26 protein-coding genes and 1 pseudogene are annotated in these 24,663 nt (G+C 59.0%); 16 read left to right on the top strand and 11 right to left on the bottom strand.

Features of this window, described 5'->3' with window-relative positions; translation table 11 throughout:
- Nucleotides 1–42: 42 nt before the first annotated feature.
- Nucleotides 43–528: a DUF2267 domain-containing protein gene (locus tag ABID19_RS24950; RefSeq protein WP_354493566.1), complete on the bottom strand. Its 486-nt coding sequence runs from the start codon at nucleotides 526–528 to the stop codon at nucleotides 43–45.
- A 348-nt stretch (nucleotides 529–876) separates the two neighbouring features.
- Here ABID19_RS24950 and ABID19_RS24945 point away from each other — a divergent pair, with 348 nt between their 5' ends.
- Nucleotides 877–1,041 carry a DUF3309 family protein gene (locus ABID19_RS24945; RefSeq protein WP_095486346.1) on the top strand — a complete coding sequence of 55 codons (165 nt, stop codon included), beginning with the start codon at nucleotides 877–879 and terminating at the stop codon, nucleotides 1,039–1,041.
- Between the two features lie 173 nt (nucleotides 1,042–1,214).
- Entirely contained in the window at nucleotides 1,215–2,621 is a 1,407-nt protein-coding gene (locus tag ABID19_RS24940; RefSeq protein ID WP_354493565.1) for a PAS domain S-box protein, read from the top strand.
- Nucleotides 2,622–2,681: 60 nt separating this feature from the next.
- Here the strand turns inward: ABID19_RS24940 and ABID19_RS24935 are convergent, their stop codons facing one another.
- Complete coding sequence (locus ABID19_RS24935) at nucleotides 2,682–3,023, bottom strand: hypothetical protein (protein WP_354493564.1); 342 nt, start codon at nucleotides 3,021–3,023, stop codon at nucleotides 2,682–2,684.
- A 251-nt stretch (nucleotides 3,024–3,274) separates the two neighbouring features.
- Between ABID19_RS24935 and ABID19_RS24930 the strand changes: the two genes are divergently transcribed.
- Together ABID19_RS24930 and ABID19_RS24925 are read left to right on the top strand one after the other, a co-directional pair.
- The gene (locus tag ABID19_RS24930) at nucleotides 3,275–3,511 is read left to right on the top strand and encodes a hypothetical protein (RefSeq protein ID WP_354493563.1); all 237 of its coding nucleotides are present in this window, start codon (nucleotides 3,275–3,277) and stop codon (nucleotides 3,509–3,511) included.
- A gap of 246 nt (nucleotides 3,512–3,757) precedes the next feature.
- A complete protein-coding gene (locus ABID19_RS24925) occupies nucleotides 3,758–4,174 on the top strand; it encodes an HD domain-containing protein (protein WP_354493562.1) in 417 nt (138 codons plus the stop codon).
- 53 nt (nucleotides 4,175–4,227) lie between these two features.
- Here the strand turns inward: ABID19_RS24925 and ABID19_RS24920 are convergent, their stop codons facing one another.
- Nucleotides 4,228–4,638, bottom strand: a complete 411-nt coding sequence (locus ABID19_RS24920; RefSeq protein ID WP_354493561.1) for a DUF427 domain-containing protein — start codon at nucleotides 4,636–4,638, stop codon at nucleotides 4,228–4,230.
- A 274-nt stretch (nucleotides 4,639–4,912) separates the two neighbouring features.
- Here ABID19_RS24920 and ABID19_RS24915 point away from each other — a divergent pair, with 274 nt between their 5' ends.
- Nucleotides 4,913–5,350 (top strand): CBS domain-containing protein, encoded by a 438-nt coding sequence (locus ABID19_RS24915; RefSeq protein ID WP_352929430.1) that lies wholly within the window; start codon nucleotides 4,913–4,915, stop codon nucleotides 5,348–5,350.
- 102 nt (nucleotides 5,351–5,452) lie between these two features.
- On the top strand, nucleotides 5,453–6,592 hold the full coding sequence (locus ABID19_RS24910) for a site-2 protease family protein (RefSeq protein WP_354493560.1): 1,140 nt from the start codon (nucleotides 5,453–5,455) through the stop codon (nucleotides 6,590–6,592).
- A gap of 117 nt (nucleotides 6,593–6,709) precedes the next feature.
- Here ABID19_RS24910 and ABID19_RS24905 read toward each other — a convergent pair whose 3' ends face one another.
- Complete coding sequence (locus ABID19_RS24905; RefSeq protein ID WP_354493559.1) at nucleotides 6,710–7,366, bottom strand: TerC family protein; 657 nt, start codon at nucleotides 7,364–7,366, stop codon at nucleotides 6,710–6,712.
- Nucleotides 7,367–7,807: 441 nt separating this feature from the next.
- Here ABID19_RS24905 and ABID19_RS34360 point away from each other — a divergent pair.
- Nucleotides 7,808–8,916: pseudogene (locus tag ABID19_RS34360) on the top strand (calcium:cation antiporter).
- A 317-nt stretch (nucleotides 8,917–9,233) separates the two neighbouring features.
- Here the strand turns inward: ABID19_RS34360 and ABID19_RS24890 are convergent.
- The 5 genes from ABID19_RS24890 to ABID19_RS24870 form a co-directional block, all read right to left on the bottom strand.
- Nucleotides 9,234–9,827, bottom strand: coding sequence for a type II toxin-antitoxin system VapC family toxin (locus ABID19_RS24890; protein ID WP_354493557.1), 594 nt, complete (start codon nucleotides 9,825–9,827; stop codon nucleotides 9,234–9,236).
- A complete protein-coding gene (locus ABID19_RS24885; protein ID WP_354493556.1) occupies nucleotides 9,817–10,113 on the bottom strand; it encodes a hypothetical protein in 297 nt (98 codons plus the stop codon). The genes ABID19_RS24890 and ABID19_RS24885 overlap by 11 nt, the downstream gene beginning before the upstream one ends.
- Nucleotides 10,114–10,243: 130 nt before the next feature.
- Entirely contained in the window at nucleotides 10,244–11,038 is a 795-nt protein-coding gene (gene phnE, locus ABID19_RS24880) for a phosphonate ABC transporter, permease protein PhnE (RefSeq protein WP_354493554.1), read from the bottom strand.
- Nucleotides 11,031–11,780 carry a phosphonate ABC transporter ATP-binding protein gene (locus ABID19_RS24875; RefSeq protein WP_354493553.1) on the bottom strand — a complete coding sequence of 250 codons (750 nt, stop codon included), beginning with the start codon at nucleotides 11,778–11,780 and terminating at the stop codon, nucleotides 11,031–11,033. The genes phnE and ABID19_RS24875 overlap by 8 nt, the downstream gene beginning before the upstream one ends.
- 82 nt (nucleotides 11,781–11,862) lie before the next feature.
- A complete protein-coding gene (locus tag ABID19_RS24870) occupies nucleotides 11,863–12,720 on the bottom strand; it encodes a PhnD/SsuA/transferrin family substrate-binding protein (protein WP_354493552.1) in 858 nt (285 codons plus the stop codon).
- On the opposite strand from ABID19_RS24870, the gene ABID19_RS24865 reads away from it, so the two are divergent.
- The 4 genes from ABID19_RS24865 to ABID19_RS24850 all read left to right on the top strand — a co-directional run bounded on the left by ABID19_RS24865 (nucleotide 12,707) and on the right by ABID19_RS24850 (nucleotide 17,498).
- Complete coding sequence (locus tag ABID19_RS24865) at nucleotides 12,707–14,023, top strand: alpha-D-ribose 1-methylphosphonate 5-triphosphate diphosphatase (protein ID WP_354493551.1); 1,317 nt, start codon at nucleotides 12,707–12,709, stop codon at nucleotides 14,021–14,023. The genes ABID19_RS24870 and ABID19_RS24865 overlap by 14 nt on opposite strands.
- The gene (gene phnF / locus ABID19_RS24860; protein ID WP_354493550.1) at nucleotides 14,020–14,805 is read left to right on the top strand and encodes a phosphonate metabolism transcriptional regulator PhnF; all 786 of its coding nucleotides are present in this window, start codon (nucleotides 14,020–14,022) and stop codon (nucleotides 14,803–14,805) included. The genes ABID19_RS24865 and phnF overlap by 4 nt, the downstream gene beginning before the upstream one ends.
- A 364-nt stretch (nucleotides 14,806–15,169) precedes the next feature.
- Nucleotides 15,170–16,159, top strand: coding sequence for a phosphotransferase enzyme family protein (locus tag ABID19_RS24855; RefSeq protein ID WP_354493549.1), 990 nt, complete (start codon nucleotides 15,170–15,172; stop codon nucleotides 16,157–16,159).
- A 10-nt stretch (nucleotides 16,160–16,169) separates the two neighbouring features.
- Nucleotides 16,170–17,498 carry an aspartate aminotransferase family protein gene (locus ABID19_RS24850; RefSeq protein WP_354493548.1) on the top strand — a complete coding sequence of 443 codons (1,329 nt, stop codon included), beginning with the start codon at nucleotides 16,170–16,172 and terminating at the stop codon, nucleotides 17,496–17,498.
- Nucleotides 17,499–17,695: 197 nt separating this feature from the next.
- On the opposite strand, the gene fabG is transcribed toward ABID19_RS24850, so the two are convergent.
- Nucleotides 17,696–18,469, bottom strand: coding sequence for a 3-oxoacyl-ACP reductase FabG (gene fabG, locus ABID19_RS24845; RefSeq protein WP_354493547.1), 774 nt, complete (start codon nucleotides 18,467–18,469; stop codon nucleotides 17,696–17,698).
- 320 nt (nucleotides 18,470–18,789) lie between these two features.
- Here fabG and ABID19_RS24840 point away from each other — a divergent pair, with 320 nt between their 5' ends.
- From ABID19_RS24840 to ABID19_RS24820, 5 genes are all read left to right on the top strand, one after another.
- Nucleotides 18,790–19,929 carry an ABC transporter substrate-binding protein gene (locus ABID19_RS24840; RefSeq protein ID WP_354493765.1) on the top strand — a complete coding sequence of 380 codons (1,140 nt, stop codon included), beginning with the start codon at nucleotides 18,790–18,792 and terminating at the stop codon, nucleotides 19,927–19,929.
- Nucleotides 19,930–19,957: 28 nt separating this feature from the next.
- Complete coding sequence (locus ABID19_RS24835; RefSeq protein ID WP_354493546.1) at nucleotides 19,958–21,085, top strand: ABC transporter ATP-binding protein; 1,128 nt, start codon at nucleotides 19,958–19,960, stop codon at nucleotides 21,083–21,085.
- A gap of 2 nt (nucleotides 21,086–21,087) precedes the next feature.
- Nucleotides 21,088–21,984 (top strand): ABC transporter permease, encoded by an 897-nt coding sequence (locus tag ABID19_RS24830; protein ID WP_354493545.1) that lies wholly within the window; start codon nucleotides 21,088–21,090, stop codon nucleotides 21,982–21,984.
- 3 nt (nucleotides 21,985–21,987) lie between these two features.
- Nucleotides 21,988–22,794, top strand: a complete 807-nt coding sequence (locus ABID19_RS24825; RefSeq protein WP_354493544.1) for an ABC transporter permease — start codon at nucleotides 21,988–21,990, stop codon at nucleotides 22,792–22,794.
- A 457-nt stretch (nucleotides 22,795–23,251) separates the two neighbouring features.
- On the top strand, nucleotides 23,252–24,016 hold the full coding sequence (locus tag ABID19_RS24820) for a DeoR/GlpR family DNA-binding transcription regulator (protein WP_354493543.1): 765 nt from the start codon (nucleotides 23,252–23,254) through the stop codon (nucleotides 24,014–24,016).
- A gap of 113 nt (nucleotides 24,017–24,129) precedes the next feature.
- Here ABID19_RS24820 and ABID19_RS24815 read toward each other — a convergent pair whose 3' ends face one another.
- Nucleotides 24,130–24,582, bottom strand: coding sequence for an NUDIX domain-containing protein (locus ABID19_RS24815; RefSeq protein ID WP_354493541.1), 453 nt, complete (start codon nucleotides 24,580–24,582; stop codon nucleotides 24,130–24,132).
- Nucleotides 24,583–24,663 lie beyond the last annotated feature (81 nt).

Raw genomic sequence — 24,663 nt, 5'->3', positions numbered from 1 at the left:
TGCTGCAACACGCGGCGGCTCCGGCTGCATTGTCTCAACCCATCATGGCAATGACGGCGCGGTGGGCTGGGCAGCGCTTTGGCCCGGTGGGGTGACCCGTTCTTCGGCCGAGCGCCACATGGTGCGCAGTTTTTCCGGTAAAGTGGCTTGAACCTTCGCGACCTGACCACGCGAGATATGCCGCGACAGCGTAGCAAAGACGGAACGCACCGCATCGCTGGCATCCAGAAGCCGTGCATCGGACAGGCGGTCGGTGACTTCGATGACAAACTCGTCCCAGTCCCAATCGCTCGGCTGCCTTGCCGGCTCGAACCGATCATAATAGGCGCCACGCACCAGAACCGGCAGCTCGGCGCCTAGATGCGCCGCTAGCCCCAACGGCAGCCGGTCCCGCAACATCTGAAGGACTGTCGACAACACATTCCAGGAGAGCTGCCTATCCGGGCCGAGCTCCTCCATCAGGTCATTGAGCCAGATGTTGGTTGTATGAAGCGTCTTGTCGAAGACGTCGGGACCTGTTGCGCTCACTTTACCGTCCTCCCGGTTATTGCGCACAGTCACTCGTGAACGGATTACGTCGGCATGAGTTCCCTTGCGGGTCCAAATTCCCCAACTGTTGCTTCTTGACCGACCGTCGCAACTTCGGACCGCGTCACGCTGTAATCGCGCGTGCCTCGAGCGGTCCGGTTGTAAAAAGCCTGCCGCCCCTTGGCTCCTCGGCCGGCAGGCTTTCTCGTGGACCTACCGTTCTCCGGCTGAACGAGCCTAACGATACTACTTCCGGTGGAACAGGAAGCCCTTCTGGGAGTTCATACCATCATCAACATGCGCATGGACGCGCCCTTTAAATGGCGCGGCAGCGCAAGGAGGACCATCATGAGTCTCGGAACCATACTCATCATCATCTTGATCCTTGCCTTGCTTGGCGGATTCAGCGGTCTGGGTGGTGGGCCATTCTATGGCACTGGTTATTATGGCGGCGGCGGACTCGGTCTCGTGCTGCTCATCGTCATTATTCTGGTCCTTCTCGGACGCATTTAGGGTCCGCACGATCAGACCGACAATTTGCCCGCGCGTTCCTTGTGGCCTAGGAATACGGCTGGGAATATGCCTACGGCTGGCGCCAAAACGGGAGACGTGATAGTCGCAAAAGGGAACCGAAATTACCCAAGTGCATTGTAGCCGCTGCTGAAATCCACTGGAATGGCACATAAGTGAACTTCGTTGAACAAGCCGACGTCGGCCTCGGAGTTCCGGGCCTGCCTTCTGCCGATCTGATGCAGGCACTGCCCGTTGCCGTCTACACCGTCGACGAACAGGGACGTATCACCTTTTTCAACGAAGCCGCCGCTGAGCTCTGGGGCCATCGTCCGGTTATCGGACGGGATCTATGGTGCGGCTCCTGGAAGCTTCGTTATCTGGACGGTCGGGATATGGCGCATGGCGAGTGTCCAATGGCCGTGGCGCTGCGCGAAAGACGGGACGTCTCCTGGGACCAGGCGATTGCGGAGCGGCCGGACGGCGAACTCGTTCCGTTCAGGGCTCACCCACGCCTGCTTCGCGACGAAGCGGGCAACGTCGTGGGTGCCATCAACACGCTGCTCGATCTGCGCACGGAGACGCTGGGCGATGAAGCCCGCATGCGTCTGGCCGCCATCGTCGAGTCGTCGATGGACGCCATCGTCTCGAAGGACATGAGCGGCATCATCACCAGTTGGAACGAAGCGGCAGAACGCTTGTTCGGCTACACGCCTGCCGAGGCGATCGGCCGACCGGTCACGATGCTCATTCCACCCGACCGCCTCGACGAGGAAGTCTCGATCATCCGCCGCATTCGCGCCGGCGAACGCATCCCCTCCTATGAGACGATGCGCCTACGCAAGGACGGAACGCTCGTTTCGGTGTCGCTCACCGTTTCGCCGATCCGCGACGCCATAGGGCGGGTGGTCGGCGCCTCCAAGATCGCGCGCGACATCAGTCCCCATAAGGAGAACGAACGGCGCATCCGTCTGCTCATGCGCGAGGTCAACCATCGGGTGAAGAACCAGTTCTCGGTGATCATCTCGATGATCCGCGAGACCAGCAAACTGACGAGCACGCCCGAGGCTTTCCTCGGGCAGGTTCGGGAGCGTATCACGGCGCTTTCGGAATCCCATGATCTCCTGGTCAATGCCGAGTGGCGAGGCGCGACGGTCGACGAGCTCATCCAGGCACAGCTCAAGGCCTTCGCAGTGCAGTCGCGCGTGTCGATGACTGGGCCAAAGGTGATGCTGCAGCCGAACGCCGTGCAGTATCTCGGCATAGCCTTTCACGAACTCGCCACCAATTCGGCAAAACATGGAGCGCTGTCCTGCAGCGACGGACGCGTCGAAATCGATTGGAATGTGATCCCTGCCGGCGACGGTGCCGGTGTCTTTCGACTGGCCTGGCGCGAATTGGACGGGCCGATCTTGGACGCGGTCAGAAGGCGCGGTTTCGGATCCGTCGTCCTCGAGCGGGTGGCGCCGCAGGCACTCAGCGGCAGCGGACGGCTGGAATTCCATGAGCAAGGCGTTACCTGGATGCTGGAGGCGCCGCTGCCCTTCGTCCAGACGTCAGTGGCGGATGACGCGGCCGTTTGAAAACGCCCGTGAAGCTGAGCCCTTCCCCCTCCAACCGACTGTGCTGATGCTCGCGCGAACCTATTGCGCTCGGCCCGGCTGGCGATGATAGAGCGAAACAGTCCTATCCTCCAGAATATCGAAGCCGCCGCTGCCAGGCAGAGCATCGCAATTCATTGAGTGCCGATGGAGATGATGTGATTCAAGAACTGTGAGGCTATCGAATTCCATGGCCGCCCCGCAGAACTGGGCCGCTTGCAGCACCAGGGACTCGATGTCTTCAAGCGCTACGTTTTCTGCGAGGTTTCGCCGTCGCACCGCCTCGGCCACCGCGGTGACATTGACGATCCTCTCGCAGCAGGCGGCCGCCCGAACTTGCAGTTCAACATCGTGACACAAATGAGCCGAGTAACGGTATCTCATGGAAAACCCTCTCTTTCAGGAGCGGTTTGTCCCTCGCTATAAGCATGTGCCATATCGACCCGAATGGCAAGGGAAATTAACAAAATTACTATGTAAAATCAATTAGTTATCATAAAGCGCGAACTGCGCAGACGATGACTCGCAGTAACTGTCAGCCTTTCACGCCAATAGCCCATGAACCGATCTTGACGGTCGAAGAGACTTTTCCTAATTCTTAGACAAATACTAACTTTGAGCGGCTGGAGGCAAAAATGGCCGACCTGGAAAGACCCGAACGACTGCAGATCATGCTAACTGCTGACGAATTGGCTGCATTGGAAAATTGGCGCTTCGAAAGACGCATGCCAAGCCGGTCGGCGGCGGTGAGAGAGTTGTTACGGCGCGGTCTTCATGCAGACGGGTTTCTGACGGCAGCACAAGGTGCCAAGTCACAGGATTTTGGAATTCTGCCCAGTTCCGGGATTGTCGATGGAGGCTCCGGAGACTAGGCCTCTCGAACACCGCGCATCTGGCGTGGCCAGCAACTTCTGGTTCCCGAGAATCGGCGGCATAAGGCCGTCTTCAGCGCGAAACTGAAGATGCTTCGGTAAAGTCTGTCGGAGCCTTGCCCGCACTTGGGAACTTCAGGCAATCGTCGCGCGTTCGGTGACCGAGCTTCGATGCCACGCTTGAGGCAGGTGGTACATCAAAGCAAGACGGAATGCGTCTTCACACGGGCACCAGGGATCGAGGTAGTGAGCTTCCTGTACCGCGCGGCAAAAATCGCCGAACAAGCTCATGCCGGGCAGACAGACAAGACCGGTCGGCCCTACATCGAGCATTGTCGCCGGGTCGTCGACGCCGTCGAAACGCTCGACCAGAAGATCGTTGCCTACCTTCACGACGTTCTTGAGAAAAGCGACGGTTGGAACCGCGATCTCCTTGAGGCGGCTGGTTTCGGAACGTCCATCGTGTCGGCAGTGGATGCTATGACCCGCAGGCCGGACGAGGACGACCTCGCTTTCGTGCGCAGAGCAGCAGCCAATCCATTGGCGCTGCCGGTCAAGCGCGCAGATCTCGCTGACAATCTGCGGCAGGCACGGCAGGTTGGCACCTCGACCTCGAAATATGAAGACGGCCTTCGTATACTCGACGAAGAATTCGCCGACTGACGGAAAAGATCGCCGCCCATGGCGTGATGGCCGATGGGGAAACGAAGCGCCCTCTACTCGGGAGTGTGGGGCCTATGCCGCTTATCCTCGGCAGGATCGGCATCTATCCGCGCCTTGTCAGGATCGAACGCGCCATGGCGGGCGATGGCCAATGCCGGGGTATCGGGCGTCTCATAGGCCCACATGAAATCGTCAGCCGCTCCGCCGACCGCCTGCACCCGCCAGTAGCTCGCCGTTCCCTTCAACGGGCAGCGCGTTGTGGTGTTCGTCTTCTCCAGAAGCTCGAAATAGATATCCTCGAAAGGGATATAGAAGACAGGGTCATGCCCTTCTTCGTAAACTACCTTTGCCCGTTCGGTGGAGGCAATAATCGCGTCGGAGAACCTGACCGTCACGGTTCCGTTGAACGGGCTAATCGTGAGCGCGCTGGGATGGCGGGCGGAATTTGCGGCTAGGGGCTGCATTCGACTTCTCCGTTGGCTGCGCCGTCTCCACCCAACGCCGCATCGCCGTCAGGGTTCCAGTTTGGCCGGGCTTTGCGTTTCGACAAATGCACTGGCGCGCGCCCGCCACCATCAAACGGAGGCGCAGCGATGGCTGCCTCCATGCCTTTGCCGCGACGGATGAAAAACCTCCTGCGACCACGGGGGTCCAGGGAACGTTATCGCCGAAGAGTTCGTTGCATGAGTCATCAACACCGAATCGGCGGCGGGCTTCGCAAGTAGAAGGGAGATTGCCATGAAAGTCGGCAACTGCATGACGAGGAATGTCCAGGTCGCGACCCCCGAACAGTCCATTCGCGAAGTAGCGCAGATCATGGGCAGGCTCGACGCCGGCGTGATGCCCGTGGGCGACCACGACCGGTTAGTCGGAATGATCACGGATCGTGATATCGCGATCCGCGGCGTAGCATTGGGTAAGGGGCCTGACGCCAAGGTGGGCGATGTCATGAGCCCCGACGTCAAATATTGCTTCGATGACGAAGACGTCGAGCATGTGCTTGAGAACATGGGCGACCTGCAGGTACGTCGGCTTCCGGTTCTGAACCGCGACAAGAGGCTCGTCGGGATCATCTCGCTTGGCGATCTCGCGACGAATGGCGAAGCGGCAGAAGCGGGAGAAGCTTTAAGCGGCATCTCGAAGCCGGGCGGCGAGCACTCACAAACCACTCACTGACCCGACGCCGACACGACGGTGCCAGCGTCTGATGTTCTCGAATGATTGCAAGCGCCCTGCCAAAGCCTATGGTGAAGGCGAGGCCTCTCGGAGTGGATAAATGTGGGTTGGTCGCTGAACCTCGGGACGATCGCAGGCACGACCGTGCGCGTTCACTTCACTTTCCTGCTTCTGCTCGTCTGGATTTGGCTAACCCACTATCGCATCGGCGGCACGCCAGCGGCCTGGGAAGGCGTTGCCTTCATAATTGCCGTCTTTGCCTGCGTGGTCCTGCATGAGTTCGGCCATATCGCCGCCGCACGGCGCTTCGGCATCAGCACGCCGGACATTACGCTTTTCCCGATCGGCGGCGTGGCCAGGCTGGAACGCATGCCGGAAGAGCCGGGACAGGAGTTCGTGATCGCGATCGCGGGGCCGCTGGTCAATGTCGCGATCGCGGCGCTGATTTTTGCCTTGCTCGGTGGGTCGACAGGTGTCGAACAGATGGCCGGGATCGAGGACCCGCGTACCAATTTTCTGGCCAGACTTGCAGGGGTCAACATCTTCTTGGTCCTTTTCAACATGATCCCTGCCTTCCCGATGGACGGCGGCCGCATCCTGCGCGCCGCCCTCGCCGCCCGCCTTTCCTGGTCGCGCGCAACTCAGATTGCCGCCACGATCGGCCAAGGATTAGCCTTCGTCTTTGGGTTCATTGGGCTGTTCTACAATCCGCTGCTGATCTTCATCGGTATCTTCGTCTATCTCGCCGCGGCAGCAGAAGCGCAGAACGCACAGATCCGAGAGGTCGCCACAAGCGTCCTTGTCGGGGACGTGATGATCACCAAGTTTGCCCGGCTGGACCGGTCGGCCACGCTCGACGAGGCAATCGAGATGCTGCTCGCCACCACGCAGCACGAATTCCCTGTCGTCGACTCCGCCGGTCATCTTGAAGGGTTAGTGACACGCGACGACATGATCCGGACGTTGAAAGAGAAGGGACCCGCTGCACCGGCCGCGGGCGCAATGCGGAATGACATCCCAAAAATACATTATCGCAAAAGTCTGGAGGAATGCCTGCGCCTCATGCAGAAGGCAGATGTGCCTGCTGTTGCCGTCGTCGACAATGCCGATCGGCTGGTCGGGCTGATGACGCACGAGACCATAGGCGAGATGCTTATGGTCCGCTCGGCCGTTTCAGATGCCTTCCGATTTGGGCGTTTGCGCGGGGGCAAGCCGCGGCCGGATCGCGCCAACGCTCTCTAAAATCGTAAAAGAACGAGCGAGGGTGGAATACCGTCGGTTTCCGGGCTGCCTCGGTTCGCATGGTCTTGGGATAGATCGGCCAGAACGACGTCGTTCCGGCCGATCTATCGTTTGCGTCTAAGAGCCGCCGACGTGAGGCAGGAGTTCTAGCGTACCGCGATAGATCATGTCGCCAGCTACGTAGAGGATCACCACCAGACCGACATAGGCAATCCAGCGATGCTTCTGAAGCAGATTGGCAATGAAGTTTGCGGCAATGCCCATCAGTGCTACGGAAAGGACAAGGCCGAAGATCAATACGTTCGGATGTTCGCGCGCAGCACCCGCTACCGCCAGAACATTGTCGAGCGACATAGAGACATCGGCGATGATGATCTGCCAGGTAGCCTGCGCCAGGGTCTTGCGTGAAGCTTTGCCAGCTACGGTGCCATCGTAGTCGACGTCACTTTCCGAAAGCGCTTCAATCGCCTGCATTTCCTGCGAATGGTCTTGCCGGAGTTCGCGCCACATCTTCCAGCATACCCACAACAGCAACACGCCTCCGGCCAAAAGCAAGCCGACGATCTGCAGGAGCTGAGTTGTCGCGGCCGCAAAGCCGATGCGTAGAATCGCCGCCGCGGCTATACCAATAACGATCGCATTTCTGCGCTGCTCTTTGGGCAGCCCGGCCGCGGCAAGGCCGATAATGATGGCGTTGTCGCCGGCCAGCACCAGATCGATCATGATGACCTGCAGGAGAGCGGTCATTGCTTCAGGACTAAAAAATTCTGTCATACGGCACCCTTGCGTTCAGCTAGGGGTGACGCGGCTTGCGAGCATACCGTAGAGCAACGCGAACACCGCGTATGACAGGAGAAATGCCGCTACAGCTGGAGAAATCTCAAAGCCAGGCCACCCGGATTGAATTCCAGTCCGACATCACAGTCCCGATGGACTGCCAGAGGGGCCCGGTCTGGTAGCACCTACCTATTGCCGCAAACGCGAAAACTCAAGGCCTAAAATGTGATCCGGCCTATGCGATACCACCCTCAAGCTCAGCCTGCGGTATGTTACCGATTCGAGCTCACCGCATCGAAGGCCCAGCTTCGCATCTCCGCCGGCTCGCTTGGCGTCTCGCGGCCATTGAACGAACCGGTACTCGCAAGTAGACTGATATCATGGAGTTCGATCGGTCTTTGTGATCTGCGACCGCCGATGCGATGAAGGAAATCCGGCTTGGCTGTTCATCGACGACAGATCGGCCAATATCTGTTCCCAATCGGCTCCTTGGGCCTTGCCGCACTAATTCATTTCGGCGGCGCGCCGATCGAGCATTCGCTGCTTTCGATCAAGATCCTGGCGTTGATCGTGGTCGCTATCTTCATCTTCGCGACCGTGTTTGTGGTTTTGCATCATGCAGAAGCCGTCGCACGGCGGCTCGGTGAACCCTACGGCACGCTGCTGCTGACATTCTCGGTCACGGCGATCGAGGCATCGGTTATCGTTTCGATGATGCTGCACGGCGAGAACAACCCGACACTGGCACGGGAGTCCGTATTTTCGACGGTCATGATCGTGTGCACTGGTGTCGTCGGGGTCTGCCTCACCCTGGGTGGGCTGAAGCATCGATATCAGGACATCAAACGACAGGGCACCAACGCTTCCCTTGCCGTCATCATGGCGCTGACGGTTCTGTGCTGATCCTTCCAAACTACACGCTTGCCACAAGTCCCGGTGCGTTCTCCGCGTCGCAACTCGCATTCGTGAGCGTCCTTTCAGTTCTCCTCTATGGTTCGTTCGTCTTCGCACAGATGGTGCGCCAACGGGGCGATTTTATCGAGGATCTGACATCCGGCGCCGAACATGAGGAGCATGTACCCGAGGGTGGGAAAGTGACCGCCAACGTACTCCTGTTATTTGTCGGGCTGGCAGGGATCGTTCTTCTGACCGAGCAGGTGGCCGGCAGCATCGAAGACGGGCTCGCGGCTCTTCAAATTACCCAGGCGGACGCAATCGTGGGTTTCTTCGTCGCTTCGCTTGTGCTTATGCCGGAGGCGCTATCAGCGGTTCGGGCCGCACTCAATAACGAGCTTCAGCGAGGACTGAATGTCGCCCTCGGCTCAGCTTGCGCTACGATCGGCCTGACAATCCCGGCAATCGGTGCGGCGAGCCTACTCACAGGACGAAGCCTGACGCTTGGCCTGGGTCCGGGGGATACCGTACTTCTCATCCTCGCGCTTGCCATCAGCATCGTGAGCTTTGGGACGGGCAGAACAACGATGCTGACGGGGCTCGTTCATCTCGTCGTGTTCGTCGCCTATCTGTTTCTTATCTTCGTGCCGTAGGATAGCGATCGCCAACCGTCCTCGTGACTTCTGGGAGTTTGTCATGTTCAAAGGCCGCCGGCCGGCGGCGCCAAGACCGATGACGATTGCATTGTCGCCGGCAAGCATGAGATCGATGGCAGTGACGTGCAGAAGGTCCGTCAGGATCCAGGGGGATCACGAATGGCGCGTTCGTGCCGGCAGATACCGCATTGCAATCGGGCGTTTGAAAAACACCGTCAGTTCGCCCTGGAAAGCCACCGGTGTGCGTCGCATGCGTGCGCGGTGTTCAACCCCTTTCAGGCCTGCAGACTTCACGCCAAGTGGCCGCCGCGAAGTCAGATCTGCGACAGTGATCCTGCGACTGTTCGGTAGAAGATCACGCGGACTGACGGGACAAGCTGGTTGAGATAATCGAAATCGCGGATATTGCCTGTCAGTACAGTCGCGCCAAGCAGGCCGGCCTGATGATGGATCAGCGCATCATTGAGAAAGCGACGCTCGTGCCCCTCCCCTTTTGGCAGATGGCCGAGCCGGAACAACAGTCCGGCGACCACACCGGCGCGTCCCCAAGCGGTTGCGTCAGGAGCATGAAGCCGATGTGCGGGAATATCTTCGATCGTCTCATTGACCGCTTTCAGAACCGTCTTGGTCGTCTTGTGGGCTGGGTTAAGACGGCCGAACACATGTGTGAGTTCGGCAAGGCAAACGGCGGAGTGGTGGCAGAGCCGATAGGTCAGGAGATCGTCAACCGCTTCGGGCGTGCGCCCCTGCAGCACATCGAGATAGACGCTCGTATCGAGAAGCAGGACGCCGCCGACCGGCGGCTCGTCCCCAGCCCACGACAGGTCTGAATCCGGGCGTCGTTCCAGCCGCGCCACCAGCTTTTGCGGTTTCAGGGAGCGCAGCGCGCTCCTGAGATCAAATGCCAAGATCGATATCCGCAGCGATGCTGCCCTTGCGACGCACAAGCCGGGTGCCGAAATCATCCTCCAGGGCCAGGCGCGACAAAGCGAGCTCCAGGAGTTCGGTATCGGAAGTCACATGGGCGCGCTTTTTTGCGGCCTCGATCAATTCCGACGGCACCCTGCCCGACAGGCGTGTGTCCTTCGCCGTCCCAAGAAGACCAACGGCCCTGGCCTGTTCGAGCACCAGGCGGTTACGGGTGTGGGCGATCCGCTTGTCGTTTTCGGCTGCCGTTGAGGTGCGGGCGGTCATCACAGCTCTCCATGTGTTCAACGACACATAAGGAATGTTGAACGAAAAGACAAGGACGGACGATGTCACATGATGATGACTGATGCGGGACCTTATCGTGTCGATTTGCGCGCACATGGCTGGCCTGCGGCTACTGGACCTTTGAGCGCAAGCGATCCGTCACGAACTCCATCAACACCACGATGACGAAGATTACGAGAATGATGGTCGAGGCATTCTTGTATTGGAAAAGATCGAACGCAACCTTGAGCTCCTGGCCGATGCCACCGGCTCCAACGAGACCGAGAACAACGGACGAGCGCACTGCCTTTTCAAGCGCAAAGAGCGTGGTGTTTATCAGGGACGGCATGGCGTCAGGCAGAACTGCCCCGCACAGAACAGAAAACCGCCCGGCGCCGATTGCAAACAGCGCTTCCTGAGGTCTTTCGTCGGCATCCTCCATCGCCTCGGCGAAAAACCGCCCGCAAAAACCGATCGTATCGATGACGATGGTCATGGTTCCGGCAACAGCCCCGAGACCAACGGCTGACACGAAAAGAAGCGCCCAGACCAAATCTGGCACGGTCCTAAATAACGAGACCAGCATCCTGGAGACATGCCGGAACGGGCCGAGCGGAGTTATGTCCTTGGCCGAGAGCCAGGCAAACGGCAAGCTGAGAACGACACCTATTGCTGTCCCAACGAGCGCTATTTGAAAGGTTTCGACCATGCGCCAGAAAACCCGCAGGAGGAAACCTGGCTCGATATTTGGGGGTATCATGCGGCCGACGAGATGAGCCATGCGGGGCACTCCACCTGCCAGTTGTTCAGGCGAAGGTGCGACCTGCCCGGCGGAAACGATCACGAGAGCGGCCAAAGCGACGGCAAAGCTGAAAGTGAGGGGCGAGACCGATGGAACCCGGCTCGGCGAAAGGCGGTCATGCATCGAAGACATCTTTCAGATCAGCGCGGGTCACCTGCGCCGTCGGCCGGTCGAAGAAGACCTTGCCCGCCTTGAGCGCTATCAAGCGATCGGAATAGTTGAGAGCATGCTCCATATCGTGCGTGGTGTAGACCAAGGTTATCGCTTGTTCTTGGGTGAGTTCGGAGAAGACTCGCATCACATCATGTCCAGCTGCCGGATCGAGACTTGCCGCCGGTTCGTCTGCTATCAAAAGCTTCGGACGCCGGATCAACGCACGGGCGATCGCCACCCGCTGCGCCTGCCCTCCAGAAAGCGCGTCGGCGCGGGCACCTGCCTTGCCGAGAAGCCGCACGTCGGCGAGTGCCTGCATCGCTTCCTCGCGCCAGTGTTGCTTTGCGATGGAATGGTGCCAGCCGCGCCAGCCCCCGGGCAGCCCGAGCTTGCCCTGCAAGACGTTTGTAAGAACGGATTGGCGGCTAACCAATCCGTGGTGCTGGAAGACAAATCCGATCTGCCTGCGTATGCGCCGCAGCTGGGCGACGGACGGCGCCGAGCGGAAGCTTTCGCCGAGGGTGACGACCTCGCCATCGCTCGACGGTAAAAGACCGATGAGGCATTTGAGCAGGGTGGATTTTCCAGCACCGTTCGAGCCAATCAGGGCAACCCGTTCGCGCGATGCTATGTTGAGGCCGATATTGGAGAAAATGATCTTTCCGTTCGCATAGCTCTTCGCAAGATCGTGCGCGCGAATGATTGCTGTCATGTTGACCCCTTGGCCCAGACCGGAATTACGAAGTAGGCCGGCGGTTAACCGCCGGCCTTTATGATGAAGCAAAGAGCAGGCCTCAGTTTACGAAGTCGGTGAGGGTCTCGATTCCGATCGTGCGGTACATCGAGCGGACATAATCGTAGTCCGAGTCCCTGACGTCCGTCAGGAAGAAACCGCCCTTGAATTTCTGGTTGTCCTCTCCTGTCAGGATCGCTTTCATCAGCTCGTTGCCATTCTTCGCAAAGGCATCGCGGACCTTGGCGAACACGTCGTCTGAAATGTCCTTGCGGGCGACAAGAATGTCGTTCGGCAGATCGCGGCCCCGTGCGATTACCGAGAAGGCGGTGTCGGGGAACGCTTCCCGGACCGAGTTCAGGTAGCCGAAATTCAGACCGATAGCGGCGATGTCGCCGCGGATGAGAGCCTCAGCCGCGATGTTGCGCGATATGATCACTGGTTCGTAATCGGTGGCGTATTTCAGATTGAAATCGGCCAGTGCCTGCGCGGGGCCGAGATGCTGGGAGGTGGAGCCGACCGAACCGAATGCGATCTTCTTGCCCTTCAGGTCTTCAATCGAGCGGATCGGTCCATTCGCCAGCACGGCGATCTGAGCGAAATAGTCGGGACGCTGCCAGGCAACAACAATCTTCGGTTGGCTCAATTCCTTCATGACCACGTATTCAGCAGGACCCGTCAGGACCAGATCGACCTGCCCGGAATTCATGGCCTCGACGGCAGTGGTCCGCGAGCTGACCGGAAACAGCTCGATATCGAGACCGGTCGCCTCTTCGAGAGCGGTCTGGAAAGCGCCGAATTCCTGCTGAAGAGCTTCCAGCCCCTCCATGTCGGTTACCGCGAATTTCACCGATTCCGCAAAGGCCGGAAGGGCGGTGGCGAGTGTTATGGCGAGTGCGGTTGCGATGGTGCGGATCATCATTTTTCCTTTGCTGTATAGACAGGAAACTGTTACCCGCTTACCCGTATACGCAGCAGATGACGTGCTCGTGACATTTCGTCGGCGCCTCCGGCAGCCTTTGCTTTTTGAGGGATACAGTGTGAACTGGCACATCCAGGGTGGTCGCATCCTTACCGACCGGGGGCTTGAAACGGCGGATCTGAGCGTTACCGGCGGGATACTGTCGGAGGTGAAGGCGGCCCATGCGTCCACAATCGATGCCGATGGTCTGCTCGTGCTTCCGGGCATCGTCGATATCCACGGCGACGGCTTCGAGCGGCACATCATGCCGCGGCCGGGCGTCCGCTTCGACACCGCATTGGCGCTGAAAGATACGGACCGCCAGCTTGTCGCCAATGGCGTAACCACGGCCTTCCACGGCGTCACGGTGTCATGGGAGCCCGGACTTCGCTCGCTCGACGCTGCCAAACAACTGATCGGCGCAGTTTGCGACCTCCGCGACACTCTCAGCTGCGATACGCGTCTGCATCTGCGCTGGGAGACCTTCGCGCTTGATCAGATGGCGCAGGTCGTACAATGGCTGTCCCTTTCGCCACGACCGATCATGGCTTTCAACGATCATACAACCGGGTCGGTAATGAACGGCACGATCGCCCGCAAGATCGGCCAGATGGCGGAACGGTCCGGCTTGAGCCGAGATGACTATATGACGTTGCTCGACCAGATTTGGTCCCGCCGGGCCGAGGTGGCGATCGCGATCGAGCAACTGGCCGCGACCGCACGGGCCAATGGCAATGTGCTTCTTGCCCATGACGAAGCATCGCCCGAGGAACGCGTATATTTCCGCGCGCTCGGCGCAAAGGCCTCGGAATTTCCGCTGACGCTCGAAACAGCGAAGGCCGCGCGGCAAATGGGCGAGGATGTGATCCTCGGTGCGCCCAACGTCGTGCGCGGCGGCAGCCACAATGGTGCGCTAAACGCCACAGACGCTGTCAGAGCCGGGCTTTGCACCGTGCTGACCAGTGACTACCACTATCCTTCGCCTCTGCATGCGGCCTTCAGGTTGTCTTCGCCAGACGCCAGCGACTTCCCTTTGATCTGGAATCTGATCTCGGCAAACCCGGCTCGGGTAGCCGGCCTCGACGATCGCGGCTCGCTTGTTGCCGGCCGCAGGGCGGATCTGATCCTCGTCGATGCCGGCGATCCAGCGCATCCGCATGTGGTGGCCACGATGGTTCAAGGACAAATTGTCTATTCCTCTGGACTCTCCCGCGTAGACCGACGGTCGGCACAACGATCGCCGGTGAACAGGGCTTCATGAACCAGAATACGAAAATTCCAACACTACACGAGCGCAGCGGCAATCGCCTTCTGGCCTTTAACGGCTTGGTCTTTCGGCCACGCAGCGATACGCCAATCTGGCAGCAGATCTACGATCACATCTTCAATCTGATCGAGAGCGGCAGTCTTGCGCCGGGCAGCCAACTTCCCGGAGAAACGCATCTGGCGGAGAAACTCGCGGTCACCCGCATTACGCTTCGCCGGGCGCTGCAGCAATTACAGCATGAGGGCCACCTCACCGCCCGCAAGGGCGTAGGTATCTTCGTGCGAAACCTGCCCTCGACATTCACGGTTCGCGACGGACAACGCTTTCTCGACAATTTCGAAGCCCACGGCCAGGAAATCGGCACCCAGACGCTGCTGGTTCTCCGCGAACCGGCCGGAGCGGCCGTGGCGGAGCGGTTGCGTCTCGCACCTGATACCACCATCATCCGGCTGTGCCGGATAAGAACGTCCGATAAGCAGCCGGTTTACGTCAATACCAAGGTCTTCCCAGCCCATCTCTTTCCCAACTTCGAGCAGAGATACGATGTGCGTCAGTCGGTGACCGATGTTTTCCGCGCGCATGGCATCGAGAATTACCGGCGAGCCGAGACACGTATCAGTGGCGGCTTTGCATCCGCCGATGAAGCGGAGATCCTGCGGCTGACGCCCGGGACACCCGTATTCCGCATCAATGCCGTCAACGAGGACCGCAACGGCGTACCGATCGAGTGGACCCGCGGCTCCTGGCCGCTGACGTCAGTCGAATTCGTGTTCTGATTCTGGCGCATGCCCGTCCTCAAGCGAGTGTCGGAACATCCAGCCGGATCACTTGCCAGGGCCGGCCGGCTGGCAGATTCTCTTCGCCCGTGAATGGCGGCATGCTCGTCAAATCGGCCGTAGCTGTCTTTGGTTGATAAAGACCACGTTGTTCAGCGTACTTCCAACACTATGCCGTCTTTTAAGGGCACTGGTGCAGCCGAGCCGATTTAAAGGGCTAGCGCACGATCCCACTCGCGATCCGGCGATTTGGCCAAGGCGAACGGCGGTTGGCTGCAAAAGGCGAACAGGCTCTAATATTTATGTTGCAATCCCAACATTTTTGTTGTTTTTCGACCAAACGTACGCCGAAAGGGCCTTAAACATGTTGTACGATGCAGATTTTCTTTTGAGGTTGCAGCAGGGACTGCAAGAGCTTCTTCCTGTCTGGGATGTATCGCCAAACGCCGATCTGGTTTTGTTGACGATCTCCGAGAACGCGACATTCCGCATCGTGGATTCTGGTGCTGAGCGTGACCTCATCGTCCGGGTCCATCGGCCCGATTATCATACGGAATCCGAGATTCTCTCGGAACTAGACTGGATCAATGCGCTAAGCATGGATGGCATTGTTGCGACACCGAAACCTGTCGCCGCTCGCGACGGTCGTCTCCTGCACGCCTTTTCCGATGGGGAAACGATCCGACATGCCGTAGCCTTTGAGTTCATGTCGGGCAAAGAGCCGGATGCTGGATCGGATCTGGTGAAGTGGTATCGGACGCTTGGCGAGATCAACGCTCGCCTGCATGCTCATAGCCGCGAATGGAGCCGACCTAAGCATTTCGTCCGAAAGACCTGGAATTTCGACCGGATTGTCGGCGAGAACGCCTATTGGGGCGATTGGCGCGCGGCCCTTGGTCTGACACCCGAGGGAATGACCATTCTTGAACGCACCTATACCCTGCTCGAAGCGCAGACGGATGCTTATGGTTATGGTGCCGACCGTTTCGGCCTCGTTCACTGTGATATGCGCGCCGCCAACCTGCTTGTCGATGGTGAGCGTCTGGGTGTGATCGATTTCGACGATTGCGGCATCTGCTGGTTTGCCTATGACTTCGCCGCCGCAATCAGCTTCATCGAGCATGAGCCCAATGTTCCCGATCTAATGGCTGCTTGGCTTGACGGTTACAGACGCGTAGCGCGGTTCGAAGCGGAGCATGAGAAGGCCTTACCTATGCTGATTATGTTGCGTCGCATGCAGTTGACCGCCTGGATTGCCTCACATTCGGAAACGCCCACCGCCCAATCCCTGGGACCGTCCTATACCGATGGCACGGTGATGCTGGCAGAGCGCTATCTCGGCGCCATTGCATGAGGAGATGCAGATGAACGTAGCGCCAAAGGAAATTCTCGATCTCAATCGTTTCGATGCGACGCGAACCGACGGGTTTCCACCGGAACTTGCCGAACGGGTGGCTAGGCGCCAATCCAGCTTCGGAGCCTCGTCGGTTCTCTTTTACGAGCAGCCGATCGAAATGGTGCGGGCTAGCGGCGCCTATATGTACGACGTAAATGGACGCCGGTATCTCGACGTCTACAATAATGTGCCATCGGTCGGCCACTGCCACCCACGGGTGGTGGAGGCGATTGCCAGGCAGGTCGGGCAATTAAACATCCACACGCGATATCTGAACCGCGTTGTCGAGGATTACGCCGAAAAGCTGCTCGCAACTTTCCCGTCGCCGCTCGGGAATTTGGTGATGACGTGCACTGGTAGCGAAAGCAACGATCTTGCGATGCGGATCGCCAGGATCGGGACGGGTGGCGAAGGCTTCATCGTCACCGAGGCGGCCTACCACGGCAACACGGCACTGGTGACGGAGATATCACCCTCTTCACTGCGCAGGCGCGAACCCGCGTTGTTCGTCGAGGTGATCCCGGCGCCTACAGCCCACGACGACATGAGCGTTGAAGACAGTTTTGCCGCATCCGTTGAGCAGGCGATCGCCAAATTGCGCGCGCGCGGCCTGGCGCTTGCAGGCATGATTGTCGACACGATCTTCTCGAGCGACGGTATCTATGCAGATCCGCCGGGCTTCCTTAAGACGGCCGTCGATATCGTGCATCGCGCGGGCGGGCTTTTCATCGCCGACGAGGTTCAGCCCGGCTTCGGTCGTTCTGGCGGCGGACTATGGGGATTCCGGCGCCATGGTATCACGCCCGACATCGTCACCATGGGCAAGCCGATGGGCAATGGTTTCCCGATGGGCGGTGTGGTCACGCGGCCTGACCTTTTGAAGATGTTCTGCGAGGAGACTGGGTACTTCAACACGTTCGGCGGCAATCCCGTCGCCGCCGCCGCCGGCCGCGCCGTTCTGGAGGTGATCGAGGAAGAGGGGCTGATAGAGGCGTCGCGCAGTGTCGGCACCGGTTTCCGGCAAGCGCTGGAGGCATTGCGTATGGCTCATCCGCAAATCGGCGAAGTGCGTGGCGCTGGACTGTTTATCGGTCTTGATTTTATTGACCCAGAACAGGTCGCGCCGGACTCCGCGCTTACCACACATGTCATCAACGAGATGAAGCAGAACGGTATTCTGATAGGTGCCGCCGGCAAATTCGGCGCGACGCTCAAAATCCGTCCGCCACTCTGCTTTTCCAGCGACGATGCGGCTGTGTTTGTTGCGACGCTCGATACGATTCTCGAAGCAAGGTAAAAACCCGGCACCGTTTCGCGTCTGGTTCAGACCGCCGATGAGATCCTCAAACCTCCCCTTCGTCACGGCCACCTGAGTCGACCATCCGTAGGGCTCTGAAAAGGAGGATCCTTGGCTCCAAGTCGAGGACGGTCCGCGGGTGGCAGAAGGGTTTGTCATCACCGAGAACCGGACGCGGCTTTCGGGCCCGGTTCTCGTCAGGCCATAGCTTCCAGCGCGCCGAGTGATTCAGGCAGCACCTGTCCGCCATCGATCACCAGTGTCTGGCCCGTGATATAGGCTGCTTCCTCGGAAGCGAAGAACAGCGCGGCGTTTGCGATATCCGACACCGTGCCAAGCCGACGCATCGGGATGGAGGCTTCCATTTTCGCGATGTAGTCGCTGCCCATGCCATCGAGACCCTCGGTGAAGATGTTGCCGGGCATGACGGCGTTCACGGTGATTCTCTTCGGCGCAAGCTCAATTGCTGCCGTGCGCATGAACCCGAGTTGGCCCGCCTTGCTGGCACCGTAATGCGACCAGCCGGGAAAACCGGTGATTGGCCCGGTGATCGATGAGGTGATGATGATGCGTCCGCTACCTGCCTCGGTCATGGCGGGCAGAGTGGCGGAAACGCTGAGGAAGGTGCTTTTGAGGTTCGCCGTCATGACATGGTCGAAATCGCTGGCCGTCATGTCCCCGAGCTTGGCGGCCGGAAAGATGCCGGCATTGGCGCAGAGCACGTGAATGCCCCCGAACCGGGAGATCGCGGCTTCCACCGCAGCAGCGCATCCCTCCTCGGTACTGACATCGGCGGCGATGCCTGCCGCGTTCGCGCCAATCTGAGCCGCGACCTGATCGGCGTCGGCCTGGTTGCGAGAAACGATCAGGACGTTGAGCCCAGCTTCTCCGAAGCGCAGCGCGATACCCTTGCCGATGCCGCGGCTGCCGCCGGTGACGATGACTGTTTTTCCCTGTAGTGACTTCAACATTTTCTCTCACTTTTTGCGGCTGGACTTATCGGCTTCGTGTACGAACTGCCTCAAATATACGCTCAGAGCTCAAAACATAGACATTTTTGAACTTGAATGCTCAAAATAAATGCGAAATATTTCAGTCATTTAGCCTACCTAGGCATGGCTTCAAATTGCTGAACGCAGACATTGTACCCTTATTTTGGAAACTAGAATGGCGCACAAAATTTTTGTTGTAAAGCACACATCCTTGAGACACACTTGCAACATTGTATGATTACGCAATGAGCCTTGCACGTTTCAAAACCAAGGCTCGTCAAGAAAATAGGGGAACGATCATGATGAAATTTTCCAGACGGCACATGATGCAGATGATGAGCGCTGCGACCTTAGCCGGTCCGCTGGCGGGTGCCGGAAGCGCGTTCGCCGCGCGCGAAAAGGAGCTGAATATCCTCTGCTGGGAGGGTTACAATTCCTCGCAGGTGCTCGATCCCTTCCGCTCCAGCCAGGGCGCGACGGTGAAAGCTGAGAGCCTCACCAACGATCCTACTATGATCAACCGCCTGCGGGCTGGAGAGACCAAAATCTGGGATCTGATCAACGTCAACAATCCTTGGGCGCGCAAGGTCATGGCACCGGCCGGGCTGATCAAGCCCCTTCCGCGAACTGAATTCGAGCCCTTTTTTGACACCATGCTTCCGCAGTTCAAAGCGCCGTATCAGTGGGCGATGAGTGAGGACGGCAAGGATCTGCTCGGCATGACGCAGCGTTTCGGTCCCTACAGCTTCGTCGTCAATACCGACAAGATCAGCCGCAGCACGGCGGAAGAGCAGGGCTGGGATCTGTTCAATGATGCATCGCTTGCCGGCAAATACGGTATCCAGGAATCCGACGACTGGAACGTCTTTGACATCTTCATGGTCGCCGGCATCAATCCGTTCAAAATTCACAGCGAGGACGAATTCAAGGCGTTTTCCGCTGCTGCTGAAAAGGTGTTCAAAGGCGCCAAGATGGTTGGCGACATGGCTTCGCTCAATCAGGCGCTAGTTTCCGGTGAAATCGACCTCTACATGACGGGTGGCACCTACTCCATCTCGCCCGCCCGTGCGGATGGCTATGCGAACATGCGTGCCATTACTCCGCTGAAAGGCCCTATCGATGGCAAGGGCGGCATTTCCTGGATCGAGATCACTTCTGTCGTCAACAATCCGGACATCTCGCCCTTAGCGACAGAGTTTCTGAAATATGTTCAGGCACCGGACGTCGCTCATACGGTTGCCTTCGCAGAGGGCACGTTCAACCCCGTCAGCCAGATGGGCAATCCGAAGTGCCTCGAGCTCTTCACCAAGGACGAACTGGAAGCGATTCAGTGGGACAGCCTTGAAGAAGAAATGGAGCGTTCCGCCCAATACGACATCGTCCCTGATTACGACAAGGCGCTCGAATTGATGACCGCCGCCAAACGTCTTCGCGGCTGATCGACCCCGTATCGACGGAGTGAAAGATATGAGTCTTGCGATGATCGCGCCCGTGTCGACTGCCTTTTCCGCGCAAGCGACGGAGGCTGAGAAGACTGCAGCACCGGTGCTGCAGCTTGTTGGCATCAAGAAGATCTTCGGAGATTTCGCCGCCGTCGACGGTATCGATGTCGATATTAGAGAGGGCGAGTTCGTCACGATTGTTGGCCCGTCCGGATCCGGCAAGACGACGCTTTTGCGCATGCTGGCCGGTATGGAAGGGCCGACGCATGGCTATATCACGCTACGCGGAGAGCTGATCAACGACATGCCGGCCGACAAACGGCCGACGTGTCTGGTCTTCCAGTCTCTGGCACTTTTCCCCCACAAGACGGTCGGTGAGAACATTGAGTTTCCGCTCAAGGTACGCAAGGTGCCCGCCGCAGAGCGTAAGGCCCGCGCGCTGGAGCTTATGCGAATGTTGCGCCTGCAGGAGCATTATTACGGCAAGAACGTCATGCGCTGCTCAGGTGGTGAAAAGCAGCGCGTCGCCCTCGCCCGCGCCTTTGCTTACGATCCCGACGTGCTGTTCTTCGACGAACCATTGTCCGCGCTCGACTACAAGCTGAAGAAGGCGCTTGAAAAGGAGCTGAAGGATCTACATCGCGAAAGCGGCAAGACCTTCGTCTACATCACCCATTCGCTCGAAGAGGCGATGGTGATGTCCGACCGCGTCGGCGTCATGAACCGCGGCAAGATGGTGCAGATCGGCACGCCCGAAGAAATCTACACCCGGCCCGCCAATCGGTTCGTCGCCGAGTTCTTCGGCGAGGTCAACAGCTTCGCCGTCACCCGCAATGAAACCGGGATCTGGCGGCAGAGCGATGGCGGCCCCCTCGCCGTCGGATCTGTCGATGAAACGATCGGTGACACCGCCACCGTCATCGTCCGCCCAGAAACCATGCGCTTCGTAATGGCTCCGGCCACCGCCGACAATGTCATCATCGGCAAGATCTATAACGAGTACTCGCTGGGATCGCGCATGCAGTATCAGGTCCATTCCGGCGAGCGGATCTTCCTCGTAGAGGCGCCGCGCGCGGCGGCAACCGGCCTTTCGGCAGGCGATACGGTGGCAATCGGCTGGGATGTGGGTGATGCGATCGTGGTGGGAGATTGACCATGGCGATCGCCACCGCCGACGAAATGCCCCATTCAGCTCCACCCGTAGCTGCCGTTCCGGCAGGTTTAAAGGCGGCCAGTCCCGTCGTTGCTCTGCTGGTGCTTGGCTTTCTTGCGCCGCTGGTGACGGTGGCGGCCTATGCCTTTGCCACGCCGAGGAGCTTCGACGCGTTCCGCTCCTTCACGATTGCTAACTTCCAGGCCATCTTCGATCCGACCAATACGGTCTGGATGTCCTTTGCGTGGTCGATTGCCTATGCCATCGTGACGGTCGCCCTGCTAGCCGTCATCGCCTATCCCATCGCCTATGGGCTGAACCGCATGTTCGGCAAATGGTCGGGCCTGATCAGTGTGCTCTTCGTGTTTCCGCTGTTCGTCTCGGAAAACGTCCGTCTCTATGGCTGGGTGCTGTTCTTCATCAAGAACGGCGTGCTCGACGGCTCGCTGAAATGGCTGGGGTTTTCCGGTGGGCCGGAGGTCCTCTACACGCCGGGCGCGATTCTGTTCGGCATGATTTATGTTTACCTGCCCTTCATGCTGTTTCCGATGACGCTGGGCATCGCGATGATCCCAAAGGATCTGGTGGATGCCGCACGCGATCTCGGGGCCGGCCGTCTGATGATCTGGCGGGAGATCGAGTTGCCGCTCGCCATGCCTGGCATTCTGATCGGCATGCTTCTGACCTTCGTACTCGGAGCTGGGGCCATCGCCGAATCCAAGATCCTCGGCGGGCAGTCGGTCATCACCATCGCGCAGGATATCGAGCTGTCTTTCACGTATGCGCAGAACTGGCCGATGGGTTCGGCGCTCGCGCTGCTGCTCGTCGTCGTCGTCAGCGGGCTTGCGCTTTATGTGCTGTCGAAGCTCGATCTCGACCGCATTCTCGGGAGGAAATGAGCCATGGAAACTCGCTCCCAAATCCGCGTCCGCGCTTTCGTCCGGATGTGGACGGGATGCGTGCTTTTCGTCATTTATCTACCCATCCTATGCGGCGCGCTCGCGGGCCTGTCTAAGGGCCGCTATTTTGGCTTTCCGATCCGCGTCTTTTCAACGGAGTGGTGGGGCAAGACCTTTGCCTCCTTCGAAATCCAGGTTCTCGTGCAGAACTCTCTGCTGATCGCCTTCATCGTCACCCTGATCTCGGTGGTGCTGGCCTTTTTCGGAGCGCTGGCCTTTGCACGCTATGAATGGAAGGGGCGCAAGCTCTACCAGAAGGCGATCCTTCTTCCCATCTTCTTTCCGCAGCCGGTTCTAGGGCTTGCGCTTTTGCTGTGGTTCAATGCGCTCGGCTTCAATCCGAGTTGGCAGACGGCCGTCGTTGCGCATCTCGTCTGGATCGTGCCGGTAGTGACGCTCGTCATCGCCATCCAGGTGTATGGTTTCGACCCTACATTGGAAGAGGCGGCACGCGATCTCGGCGCTGGCCGCTGGTTCATCCTGCGCGAAATCACCCTGCCGATCCTCTGGCCGGGCGTCTGGTCGGGCGCGTTGTTTGCCTTCCTGCTGTCCTGGGGCAATTTTCCTCTCTCGCTCTATACGGCGGGTGTGGATTCCACGATCCCGAAATGGCTGTATTCGAAAATGGTGGCGGGTTATTCGCCGATGGTACCGGCGCTCGGCACGATGAGCACGCTGTCGGCGGCAGTCCTGTTGCTGGCCGGTGGACTGGCGATCACGCTGATGCGTCGGCGCCGGCCGGAAGCATAAGGTGTCTGTCCATGAACTGGAAGACCGACCGTCGTCCTTCCATTTCAGTGTGTCCCCGAAACCGAGGCGCCCGTGCTCGTAAGAGCAGCCCGTCATCGATATGCCCCATCGTGGGTGACCGGTCACTCTTTCGAGCGAGGACCTTGTCCGCTACGACGCCTAGACACTGTTTTATGAGTGGATGCACAAGACCGTCATTCACAATGATTAGCGGTTTGGTGCGCCATCCCGCACAAAGGCTGGATGCCCTGTTTACCGGCATCGCCCGGGGATGATCTTGACCTGAGGCTTGTTCGGCTCGGTCGTTCCCGACAAAACAGGAGCGATGAATGCTCGGACACATTGTATCGACAGTATACCCGACGTCCATGTCTCCGCTGAAACGTGGGGTCTTGATTTGGTCGCGGCGATGGAACCACGCTGGCCAAAGTGGGGTGGCAAGAGAAGGAGAGTGCCAATGACGAAACCGAAGACCGCGCGGCAGGAGCAGATGCTGAGGGAGCTCAATCTTGCTCCTAGCCTGCGCGTGGCCGAACTTGCCCGCAGGCTCGGCGTTTCCACAGAAACCATCCGTCGCGATCTCGACGAGATGATGGAACAGGGGCTGCTCAACCGCACCTATGGTGGCGCAGTACGTTCCCTTGGTCCCGAACCGTCGGTGACGGAGCGTCACACGCTGTTCGTTGCCGAGCGCGAGCGGATCGCAAAAGCTGCGGTGCAAGTGCTCAAGGGCGCGCAGATGCTAATGATCGGCTCCGGTGCCACAACCGTACATACCGCGCGTCGGATTGCGGTGGAAATGAAGAACATCACAGTGCTCACTCACTCTTTTGGTGTGGCGACCGTACTCGCGATCAATCCGACCATAAAGATTGTGATTTTGCCGGGAGACTACCACGCCACAGAAGGCGCCACGATCGGCGCCCACACAGTTTCCTTTCTCAACAGTTTCTATGCTGATTTCGCCATTCTCGGTGCGAGCGGCCTTGGTCCGGATGGACCGTCCGATGCGCTTCTCGAATGCGGCGCGGTTTACGCCGCGATGATTTCGCGCGCTGCAAAGACGATGGTGGTCGCCGATCATTCCAAGCATGATCGGCTTTTTGCGGCGCGATACGCCCCGTGGCAGAACATCGGGCATGTCGTCACCGACCAGGCCCCAAGCATATCGCTTAAGGGTACCATGGAAAAAAATGGGGTGAATTTAACGATATGCTTATAATGCGCGCTTCTGCGCCGAATGATATCGTCGCCTTCGGGGCGAACTATGGGGAGGCGATCACGATTGCTGCGGCAATCAACACGGCCAGCTGACGCGAGCGTCGGGCCCGCCTTTTAGACAGACAGTACAAGCCGGTCGAGAAACGGCTGCTGGCCGCCAAGCATCTTTTCCCGGGCCATATCGAGGCCGAACCACCCTGCCCGATCGATCTCTGGAAAGAATTGCTTGCGGCCGCTGCGCGGTGGCCATTCCATCTCGAACATGTTGCTGCGCAGGCTGCCAGCATCGAAATCGCCTTCGACGCCGAAAGCCGTAATCAGTTTGCCGCCGCGCTGGCGCAGCTCCCCCAGCGGAAGCAGCGCTCCCTTGAGCTCCCAGCCGGTTTCCTCCACAAATTCACGACGCGCCGCAGCTTCCGGCTGTTCGTCATCACCATACTCGCCCTTTGCAATCGACCATGTGCCCAGATCGCGGTTTTGCCAGAACGGCCCGCCCGGATGGACAAGCAACACCTGCAGTTCGTTGCTCGTTCTACGGTAAGGCAGGATGCCCGCACTTCTCGCCATCGCCTCAAGCCTCCGCCATCCAGCCTATCATCGTAGGTAGGCCGAGCGGGACATGTTTTCGTTTCCGGGCGCGCAAGAGAC

The organism is Mesorhizobium robiniae (genome assembly GCF_040545535.1).
Taxonomy (GTDB): Bacteria; Pseudomonadota; Alphaproteobacteria; order Rhizobiales; family Rhizobiaceae; genus Mesorhizobium; species Mesorhizobium robiniae.
Note: the sequence above shows the minus strand (reverse complement) of the source record. Positions and strands in the feature narration are given on the sequence as shown.

Bases quoted from the DNA above. Each gene is read 5' to 3' on its own strand.
- ABID19_RS24945 (WP_095486346.1), top strand. From the start codon at position 877: ATGAGTCTCGGAACCATACTCATCATCATCTTGATCCTTGCCTTGCTT.
- ABID19_RS24935 (WP_354493564.1), bottom strand. From the start codon at position 3,023: ATGAGATACCGTTACTCGGCTCATTTGTGTCACGATGTTGAACTGCAA.
- ABID19_RS24930 (WP_354493563.1), top strand. From the start codon at position 3,275: ATGGCCGACCTGGAAAGACCCGAACGACTGCAGATCATGCTAACTGCT.
- ABID19_RS24920 (WP_354493561.1), bottom strand. From the start codon at position 4,638: ATGCAGCCCCTAGCCGCAAATTCCGCCCGCCATCCCAGCGCGCTCACG.
- ABID19_RS24915 (WP_352929430.1), top strand. From the start codon at position 4,913: ATGAAAGTCGGCAACTGCATGACGAGGAATGTCCAGGTCGCGACCCCC.
- ABID19_RS24905 (WP_354493559.1), bottom strand. From the start codon at position 7,366: ATGACAGAATTTTTTAGTCCTGAAGCAATGACCGCTCTCCTGCAGGTC.
- ABID19_RS24885 (WP_354493556.1), bottom strand. From the start codon at position 10,113: ATGACCGCCCGCACCTCAACGGCAGCCGAAAACGACAAGCGGATCGCC.
- phnE (WP_354493554.1), bottom strand. From the start codon at position 11,038: ATGCATGACCGCCTTTCGCCGAGCCGGGTTCCATCGGTCTCGCCCCTC.
- ABID19_RS24875 (WP_354493553.1), bottom strand. From the start codon at position 11,780: ATGACAGCAATCATTCGCGCGCACGATCTTGCGAAGAGCTATGCGAAC.
- ABID19_RS24865 (WP_354493551.1), top strand. From the start codon at position 12,707: ATGGTGCGGATCATCATTTTTCCTTTGCTGTATAGACAGGAAACTGTT.
- ABID19_RS24870 (WP_354493552.1), bottom strand. From the start codon at position 12,720: ATGATCCGCACCATCGCAACCGCACTCGCCATAACACTCGCCACCGCC.
- phnF (WP_354493550.1), top strand. From the start codon at position 14,020: ATGAACCAGAATACGAAAATTCCAACACTACACGAGCGCAGCGGCAAT.
- ABID19_RS24855 (WP_354493549.1), top strand. From the start codon at position 15,170: ATGTTGTACGATGCAGATTTTCTTTTGAGGTTGCAGCAGGGACTGCAA.
- ABID19_RS24850 (WP_354493548.1), top strand. From the start codon at position 16,170: ATGAACGTAGCGCCAAAGGAAATTCTCGATCTCAATCGTTTCGATGCG.
- fabG (WP_354493547.1), bottom strand. From the start codon at position 18,469: ATGTTGAAGTCACTACAGGGAAAAACAGTCATCGTCACCGGCGGCAGC.
- ABID19_RS24840 (WP_354493765.1), top strand. From the start codon at position 18,790: ATGATGAAATTTTCCAGACGGCACATGATGCAGATGATGAGCGCTGCG.
- ABID19_RS24835 (WP_354493546.1), top strand. From the start codon at position 19,958: ATGAGTCTTGCGATGATCGCGCCCGTGTCGACTGCCTTTTCCGCGCAA.
- ABID19_RS24830 (WP_354493545.1), top strand. From the start codon at position 21,088: ATGGCGATCGCCACCGCCGACGAAATGCCCCATTCAGCTCCACCCGTA.
- ABID19_RS24825 (WP_354493544.1), top strand. From the start codon at position 21,988: ATGGAAACTCGCTCCCAAATCCGCGTCCGCGCTTTCGTCCGGATGTGG.
- ABID19_RS24820 (WP_354493543.1), top strand. From the start codon at position 23,252: ATGACGAAACCGAAGACCGCGCGGCAGGAGCAGATGCTGAGGGAGCTC.
- ABID19_RS24815 (WP_354493541.1), bottom strand. From the start codon at position 24,582: ATGGCGAGAAGTGCGGGCATCCTGCCTTACCGTAGAACGAGCAACGAA.